Annotated in this window: 12 protein-coding genes; 9 read left to right on the forward strand and 3 right to left on the reverse strand. The window is 58.1% G+C overall.

Annotated elements, in window-relative coordinates:
• Positions 1-50 precede the first annotated feature (50 nt).
• A complete protein-coding gene (locus KHU33_RS18790; protein WP_211465698.1) occupies positions 51-707 on the reverse strand; it encodes a CPBP family intramembrane glutamic endopeptidase in 657 nt (218 codons plus the stop codon).
• A 119-nt stretch (positions 708-826) separates the two neighbouring features.
• Between KHU33_RS18790 and KHU33_RS26515 the strand changes: the two genes are divergently transcribed.
• Positions 827-1009 (forward strand): phage virion morphogenesis protein, encoded by a 183-nt coding sequence (locus tag KHU33_RS26515; RefSeq protein ID WP_329956085.1) that lies wholly within the window; start codon positions 827-829, stop codon positions 1007-1009.
• Here the strand turns inward: KHU33_RS26515 and KHU33_RS18795 are convergent.
• On the reverse strand, positions 936-1697 hold the full coding sequence (locus tag KHU33_RS18795; RefSeq protein WP_211465700.1) for a DNA-methyltransferase: 762 nt from the start codon (positions 1695-1697) through the stop codon (positions 936-938). The two genes, KHU33_RS26515 and KHU33_RS18795, sit on opposite strands and share 74 nt — an antisense overlap.
• Complete coding sequence (locus tag KHU33_RS26795) at positions 1687-2031, reverse strand: Com family DNA-binding transcriptional regulator (protein ID WP_329956083.1); 345 nt, start codon at positions 2029-2031, stop codon at positions 1687-1689. The genes KHU33_RS18795 and KHU33_RS26795 overlap by 11 nt, the downstream gene beginning before the upstream one ends.
• Positions 2032-2114: 83 nt before the next feature.
• Between KHU33_RS26795 and KHU33_RS18805 the strand changes: the two genes are divergently transcribed.
• The 8 genes from KHU33_RS18805 to KHU33_RS18840 all read left to right on the forward strand — a co-directional run.
• Positions 2115-2780, forward strand: a complete 666-nt coding sequence (locus KHU33_RS18805) for a phage baseplate assembly protein V (RefSeq protein WP_211465704.1) — start codon at positions 2115-2117, stop codon at positions 2778-2780.
• A gap of 23 nt (positions 2781-2803) precedes the next feature.
• The gene (locus tag KHU33_RS18810; RefSeq protein WP_230414389.1) at positions 2804-3115 is read left to right on the forward strand and encodes a GPW/gp25 family protein; all 312 of its coding nucleotides are present in this window, start codon (positions 2804-2806) and stop codon (positions 3113-3115) included.
• Complete coding sequence (locus KHU33_RS18815) at positions 3112-4002, forward strand: baseplate assembly protein (protein WP_211465706.1); 891 nt, start codon at positions 3112-3114, stop codon at positions 4000-4002. Before KHU33_RS18810 ends, KHU33_RS18815 begins: the two co-directional genes overlap by 4 nt.
• A gap of 8 nt (positions 4003-4010) precedes the next feature.
• Positions 4011-4556, forward strand: a complete 546-nt coding sequence (locus KHU33_RS18820; protein WP_211465708.1) for a phage tail protein I — start codon at positions 4011-4013, stop codon at positions 4554-4556.
• A gap of 4 nt (positions 4557-4560) precedes the next feature.
• Positions 4561-5931 carry a hypothetical protein gene (locus KHU33_RS18825; protein ID WP_211465710.1) on the forward strand — a complete coding sequence of 457 codons (1371 nt, stop codon included), beginning with the start codon at positions 4561-4563 and terminating at the stop codon, positions 5929-5931.
• The gene (locus KHU33_RS18830; RefSeq protein WP_211465712.1) at positions 5931-6413 is read left to right on the forward strand and encodes a tail fiber assembly protein; all 483 of its coding nucleotides are present in this window, start codon (positions 5931-5933) and stop codon (positions 6411-6413) included. The genes KHU33_RS18825 and KHU33_RS18830 overlap by 1 nt, the downstream gene beginning before the upstream one ends.
• A 28-nt stretch (positions 6414-6441) precedes the next feature.
• Positions 6442-7614, forward strand: a complete 1173-nt coding sequence (locus KHU33_RS18835) for a phage tail sheath protein (protein ID WP_211465714.1) — start codon at positions 6442-6444, stop codon at positions 7612-7614.
• 29 nt (positions 7615-7643) lie between these two features.
• Positions 7644-7744 (forward strand): phage major tail tube protein (locus KHU33_RS18840; RefSeq protein ID WP_211465724.1); only part of this gene is annotated, 101 nt, incomplete at its 3' end.

Here is a 7744-nt window from a genome sequence, read left to right on the forward strand (position 1 = left end):
TGGCCAACCCTTCGGCGAATTGCTTAGTAACTCGACCAATTATTGACGCACTATTGCTGATTTGCGGCATAAATAGCAAAGCTAATAAAATCAGTCAGGAAATGCACAATCATGTTGCATATCAAATCTTTCTTCCAAAGATACAGTAGCGCTAAGAACACGCCGCCAAATGCGACAGGAATCAAATGCGCCCATCCCCAACTCGCCAAATGAGCCATGGTAAAGGCCACTACGGATATCAATGCGGCCCATGGGTAACTCCCAGTGATTTCTTTTACTCGCTCTATCGCATAGCCTCGGAAGATAATTTCTTCCACAATGCCAGCTCTGGCAAAAATCAACGTCTGAACCCAAAGTGGATCACTGACGATTTTCCCGGCCACCTTTTCATTGGTATTGAGTCCAAGCAGAGGGAAAACAACTGCAAAAATAACGAGCGTGCCAACGGTCATGAGAACAGCGCCGCCCATACCGAGCCATAAAGTGCTCCATTTCGGCGAATGTATTCCGATAGACGATAGTGGCCTTTTTTCCACTACAAGCACGTAAGCAATCATGGCCGCACCCATACCCCAGAAGACGAGCTCCCATAATAAAGTTCCATGAATGGGCAACATCGGCAAGCCATAACTGAAAACGATAAGCCCAAAAAACAACCCAATCGACGGCAATATCCAAGCGCTTGCAGCTGTAATCAATTTTGTCATTGAAGATTCTCCGATCACAAAAGTTAATTGCGTTAAATTAACATAGTTTCCAGCAGGAAATATTGAATCGTTATTTCCTTTCTTAGCTAGAGCTAGAAAAGCTGCGTCACCACGTCCGTATCTCAGTTGGTTATGACCAGCTCTTTGCAGGCACCTGGCGGACCGTACACGTCGCAAAAAAAAAGCCGGAGTATCACTACCCGGCTCGGCCTTTACTCGGCTTTAGCGCTACCGATCAAGCGTTGATTCGTGACTCACTGCCGCAGCGTGTGCTGGTTTCAGCGCCTGCAATCTGGCATTAGCCACGTCCCGATAGTGCGGCGATAGTTCGCAGCCGATCCATTGATAGCCGTCCATTTCTGCCGCCACCAGAGTCGACCCAGATCCGGCGAACGGGTCGAGAATAATCCCCGACGGCACGCAAATCCGATTGACCTGCCGCATGACCTCCACGGGCTTGCCGGTGATGTGATGCTTGTCCGCCGTCTTGACGACCTGTCGAATGGCACCCGGCAGGACACCGACCCCACGGTCCAGCGGCATATTGCCCTTGCTGCCCCAAACGATATATTCGCACTGCGCCCGGAATCGTCCGACCACTGGCCGTGTGCCTTCGGTTTTATCCCAGACAGCAATGCCACGCCAAGAGAACCCAGCAGCTTGCAGCGCGTCGGTGGTGGTCGGCAATTGCCGCCAGTCGCTAAACAGGCACACCGGCGCGCCCGGTTTTAATATGCGCCAGCACTCCGACAGCCACATCATGGACCAGCGTAAATGCGAACGCTGATCGCGGTGATCGCCCGCGAAGTCATGGAAACCCCGTTTTGTGCTGGTCTGCATGTACTTGCTAGTGGTGCTGGCTTGCCGCGCGCCGATATGCAAACCGCCGCTGGCATACGGCGGATCGGTAATCAATGCGTCGACGCTTTCACTCGGCAACGATTCCAGAAAGGGTAAACAATCGCCCTGGTACAGCTTATTAACTTCCACTTTGACTAACTCCAGCGTGTGGCGCTCGCAGGCGCTCTGGATCGGGGCGCTTGGCCCTCAAATGATTCAATGTCCCGCAGCGCGGGCATTTGATGGACAGGGTGATGTATTCACCTTGTCCGAGTTTTCGGGAACAACTCCCACAACGGATGTCCTGCATTTGGGTATACCTGCGCGAATATGGTAGCCTTCGCCTCACCTGTACAGGTGGCGCGGCCTTGGCTTTGCTCGCAGCTGTATTCTGCTGGCACGGTGGCGTGATCAGTGTTCCCCGCACTGATTGCGTCGCCGCGTTCTTTTTCCAGACCGGCACTGTATTACGCCCTCTCGTCATAAAACATCCCCCAGCAGTTGGTATGCCACATATCAACCCGTTACCAGGTGCAGCGATTGCCGCAACCCGGCAACATGCATCGCATGACTGCTGACCAATCCGACTTGCTGCGTTTAATCCTGAATCTGATCCGATTCGGCACCATTGCCGACATCAATCACGACACCCAGCGCGTGCGTGTTCGCGTGGGTAACAACACCACCACATGGCGCCCCTGGATCACCTTGCGTGCCGGCGATGCCCAGACCTGGTTCCCGCCTTCCGTGGGCGAACAGGTCATTGTGCTGTCGCCCGAGGGGGATTTCGCCAATGCCGCAATCCTGCCGGCGATCTATTCCGACAAATACACATCGCCGTCTACCAACCCGGCCCATCACACCATCCGCTACGCCGATGGCGCCGTGATCCAATACAACCGCGACAGCCACACCTTGAGCGCAACGCTGCCGGACGGCACCAGCGTCACCGCTGCGCCTGGCAAAGTCACCTCGAACGCCGAAGATACGGAATGCACCGGCAACCTGCTGGTGCAAAAAAATCTGGTCGTCAACCAGAACCTGACCGTCAACGGCATGTCGGCCTTGAATGCCGGCATGAATGTCCAAGCCGGCAAGGAAGGCGGCCCGGCGGCGATGATTCAGGGAATCATGCGCGCTACGGTCGACGTGATCGCTGCCGGCATCAGCTTAGTAAAGCATCCGCACGTCGGCGTGAAGAAGGGTGACGATGAATCGGGTGCGCCGAAATGATGAACGCCCATACTGGTCGCGCCATGTCCCGCCTTGCTCACATCCGTCAATCGCTGGCGGATATTCTGACCACGCCTATTGGCAGCCGCGTCATGCGCCGCGACTATGGTTCCGAAGTTCCGGAACTGATCGATCAGCCCTTGAACGGCGCTACCGTGCTGCGCATCTATGCCGCCACCGCCTACGCTGTCTTGCGCTGGGAGCGCCGCATTGCCTTGACCGGCGTGCAGTTGCAACGCGGCGCTGATGGACAGGCGACGCTGATCCTGGACGGCGTCACCAACGAGCAGAGCGTCCAATTGGATGTGCCTGTTGGTTCTGGAGCCGCTTTATGAGCGCCGCTATCGACCTGTCGCAACTGCCGGCGCCGAATGTCATCGAGCCGCTGGACTACGAGACCATCCTGGCCGCGCACCTGGTCGACCTGGAAGCGCAAGGCGTCGATCTGGATCAGCTGACGGAATCGGATCCCGCCATCAAGGTGGTGCAACTGAGCGCCTACCGCGAGCTGAAACTGCGCCAGCACATCAATGAAGCGGCCCGCGCCCTGATGCTGGCCTATGCCATGGACACCGACCTGGATCACATCGGCGCCAACATGGACGTGCCACGCCTGCAGATCTGGCCGGCGGATCCCGACAAGGGGATCGCTGCCGTCATGGAGGTGGATGACGATTACCGCCGCCGTATCCAGCTGGCGCCGCAAGGCATGTCCGTCGCCGGCCCGGAAGGCGCCTATATTTTCCACGCTCTGAGCGCGGACGGACGCGTGCGCAATGCGACCGCGACCAGTCCGGCGCCTGGGTATGTGGTGGTCACCATCCTGTCGCATGAAGGCGACGGCACGCCCTCGCAAGAGCTGCTGGACATCGTTGCGGCCCGCTTGCTGGAAGATGGCGTGCGCCCGCTGACCGATTACGTACAGGTGCGCGCTGCGCACATCGTCCGCTACCAGGTACACGCCAAGCTCTACAGCTTTACGGGGCCGGATCCGACCGTCGTTCTGGGTGAAGCAAACAAGCGCATGCAGAAATACATCAAAGACGCGCACCAGTTGGGGCGTGTGCCGACCCATTCCGGCATTGACGCAGCGGTACACGTCGCGGGTGTGGAACGCGTCATCCTGTTGACGCCGACCGAGGATCCGGAGATCTCGAAGCTGGTGGCGTATTACTGCGATGACGTACACATCGACTATGCCGGCATCTGGGGTAACGCGTGAGCAAGAAGATGAAATCCCTCTTGCCACCGAATTCCACGCCCATGGAACGGGCGCTGGAAACGGTCACGGCCCGGATTTCCGATGTGCCGGTCCCGCTACGCACACTGCATAACCCCGACACCATCGACATCGATCTGCTGCCCTGGCTTGCGTGGCATTGGTCGGTCGACAGCTGGAAACCTTACTGGACGGAAGAGGTACGGCGCGCCCGCGTGCGCAACGCCATGAAGATCCACCGCCAGAAGGGCACCGCCAAGGCGGTCAAGGACGTGGTGGCCGCCTTTGGTGGCGCCATTCTGCTGCGCGAGTGGTGGCAAATAACGCCGATGGGCGAGCCGTACACCTTCGAGTTGGTGCTGACCTTATCCGGCGCCGGCGGCCAGTCCGCGACCGCGGCATTTGTCGATGATGTGATCGCCGAGGTGCACCGTACGAAATCGATCCGTAGCCACTTTACGTTTACCCAGGGTATCGAGACGCAAGCCGCCATTGCCGTCGTGACCGCCGTGCGTCCTGTGATCTATGCCCGTTTGAATCTGACAGAAGCAAATTAAAAATATGCCTGGACTCCAAATCATTATCACCAAGGCCGGTCGCGCCGCCCTGGTCAATGCCGAACACAATGGCACCGCGCCGCTCAAGATTGCCGAGATCGGCGTTACTGCGGCCGTCTTTATCGCCAATGAGGATGCAACCACCTTACCCGGCGAGATCAAGCGGTTATCAACTATTTCCGGCGAAGTGGTTGCTCCGGATACGATCCACGTCACCATCCGCGACGACGGCACAGATACCTATACCGTGCGCGGCATCGGCTACTGGCTGAGCAACGGCGTGCTGCTGGGTGTCTACAGCCAGCCGGATCCCATCCTGCAAAAATCGACACAATCGATGATGCTGCTGGCCGCCGACACCGTGTTCACCACGCTTGCCGCCACGTCGCTGACGTTCGGCGACACCAATTTCACGAATCCACCGGCTACCGTGGATCGCCAGGGCGTGGTCGAGTTGGCCACTGTCGAGGAAACCAAAGCCGGGAAAGACGCTACGCGGGCGGTCACGCCGGCCGGTTTGAAACCGGCCATGGTGCAGGTGATTGCCGATCACAAGGCCGAAGCGGATCCGCACCGGGAATACTTGACGATTGAACGCGGCAACGCCCTGTTAAAGAATTATCTTCCCCTCACCGGCGGCAGTGTCTCAGGCCAATTGCAAGTCTCCGGCTCGATTGGCGCCATTGGCAGCGATGGCCCAGGCAGACCGACCATCGAAGTGATGAGTAAGGATAAAGCCGACCATGCCTACATGACGTTCCACCGCCCTGGCGCGTTCGCCGTGCATTTCGGATTGGATGCCAATAACGACCTTTCCGTCGGCGGCTATTCGATGGGAGCGAATGCGTACAAATTGTGGCATGCGGGAAATTTCAATCCCGCCGCCAAGCAAGACGCACTCGGCTACACACCGGTGCAGCAAGGCACAGGCGTCGGGCAATTGCCCAATGTCGTCAAAATCGGTTGGAGCAATGGCAGCGGGGTGAAGGTCACGGTCGATGCCACGGATATGGGGACGGTCGTTTTTGGGCGACAGCGCATCAACTTAAATTGGAATGGTATCGGCGGCCAACCCGTATGGATGTTGGGCGGAAATACACCGGATGACGTCAATGTCTACAACCCGGCCAACTTCAGCGTCAACTACGCCAACAGCGCCAATTATGCGAGCAATGCCGGCACTGCCACGTACGCCACGCAATTGACCGGCCAGGGACTACAGAACCACTGCATCGGCGGCTACATCTTGAACAAGAATCACACCTCTCCCGAGGCTGCCGGCGCATGGGAGTTACGCGGTTATGCCTATGACTACGGGTCGGGTGGTGATGGGGGTACTTGGACACGAACAGCGTTATGGCAAAGGGTAGCGTAATGGCAAAGATCATAAAAACAGAAATCACCGAACAAGAGCTGCCGGCGATCATCGATCCGTTTGCGTATGCCGACATCAAAGATATCGTCCGTGTGGCGGTCGGCTTCGAATGCGCAGTCAAATTCCTGCACCGGGACGGTTATATCGCCTTCCTGGCCTGCCCCGATGATGTGGAAGCACATGGCCGGGCTATCCATGCCGAATGCGCGGCCCGCGCAGCGGATGGCGTGCCGGATTATTTTCCTACCGATGCCGAATTCCTGGCAGCGGCACAGGAGCGCATGTCCAACGAGCTGCGCCGTGCAAATGGCGAGGTAACCAAATACCAGGACCGTGTCGACGTGGACGACGCCAGCGACGCCGATGTCGCCTTGTTGCTGGCCTGGAAAAAATACCGCGTTGCCTTGAACCGCCTCCCGGACCAGGCCGGCTATCCGCACGCCATCACCTGGCCGGTCGCGCCCGACGCAGCAGCTCTTTAATTATTCACCCAATCAACAGGAGACCACATTGGCAACTGATTACCACCATGGCGTGCGCGTCATTGAAATTAACGAGGGCACCCGCCCGATCCGTACCGTCAGCACCGCCGTCATCGGCCTGATCGCCACCGCCGAGGATGCCAACCCGGCCGCATTCCCGCTTGACACGCCGGTCCTGCTGACCAACGTGATTGCGGAGCTTGGCAGGGCCGGCACCAAGGGGACGCTACGGCGCTCTCTGGAGTCCATCGGCGCCCAGACTAAGCCGTTCACGATTGTGGTGCGCGTGGCCGAAGGCAAGGACGAAGCCGAAACCACGTCCAACGTCATAGGCACCACCACCGCCTCTGGCAAATACACCGGGATCAAAGCGCTGCTGGCGGCCCAGGCCCGGCTCGGTGTGAAACCGAGGATTCTGGGCGCCCCTGGCCTGGACACCAAGCCGGTGACGAACGCTCTGGTGAGCGTCGCACAGCAGATGCGCAGCTTTGTGTACGCGTCCGCGCATGGCTGTTTGACCAAGGAAGAAGCGGTCGCCTACCGCAAGGATTTCGGACAGCGTGAGCTGATGCTGCTCTGGCCGGACTTTGTGAACTGGGATACGGCCACCAATGCCGAGACTACGATGGCGGCGTCTGCCTATGCGCTGGGTCTGCGCGCCAAGCTCGATGAAGAAGTCGGCTGGCATAAAACCCTGTCGAATATGGTGGTCAACGGTCCGACCGGCATCTCGGCGGACGTGTTCTGGGATCTGCAAGATCCCGCCACCGATGCCAGCTACCTGAACAGCCAGGGAGTCACCACGCTGGTCAACAGCAACGGCTTCCGCTTCTGGGGTTCGCGCACCTGCGAGGCCGGCGGCTATTTCTATTTCGAGAACTACACGCGCACCGCCCAGATCGTGGCCGACACCATGGCCGAAGCACACATGGCTTATAACGATGTCCCCATGCATCCGTCGCTGGTCAAGGACATGATCGAGAGCATCAACGCCAAGTTCCGCGACCTGATCCGGGGCGGCTATTTGCTGGGCGGCAGCGCCTGGTTCGATCCTGAGTACAACAGCAAAGAAAATCTGAAGTACGGCAAGCTGGCCATCGATTACGACTATACGCCAGTGCCGCCCCTGGAAAACCTCGTTTTCCAACAACGCATCACCGACCGCTACCTGGCCGAGTTCGCCGCCGCCGTCATCGCCTAACCTTTTACAGAGAAAGAACAGACCACACCATGGGTATGCCTAAAAAGTTAAAAGATTTTATTTTGTTCGATAGCGGTAATTCCTACCGGGGGGAAGTGGACGAAATCACCCTGCCCAAACTCTCCCGCAA

Source organism: Collimonas silvisoli, assembly GCF_018305005.1.
Taxonomy (GTDB): domain Bacteria; phylum Pseudomonadota; class Gammaproteobacteria; order Burkholderiales; family Burkholderiaceae_D; genus Collimonas; species Collimonas silvisoli.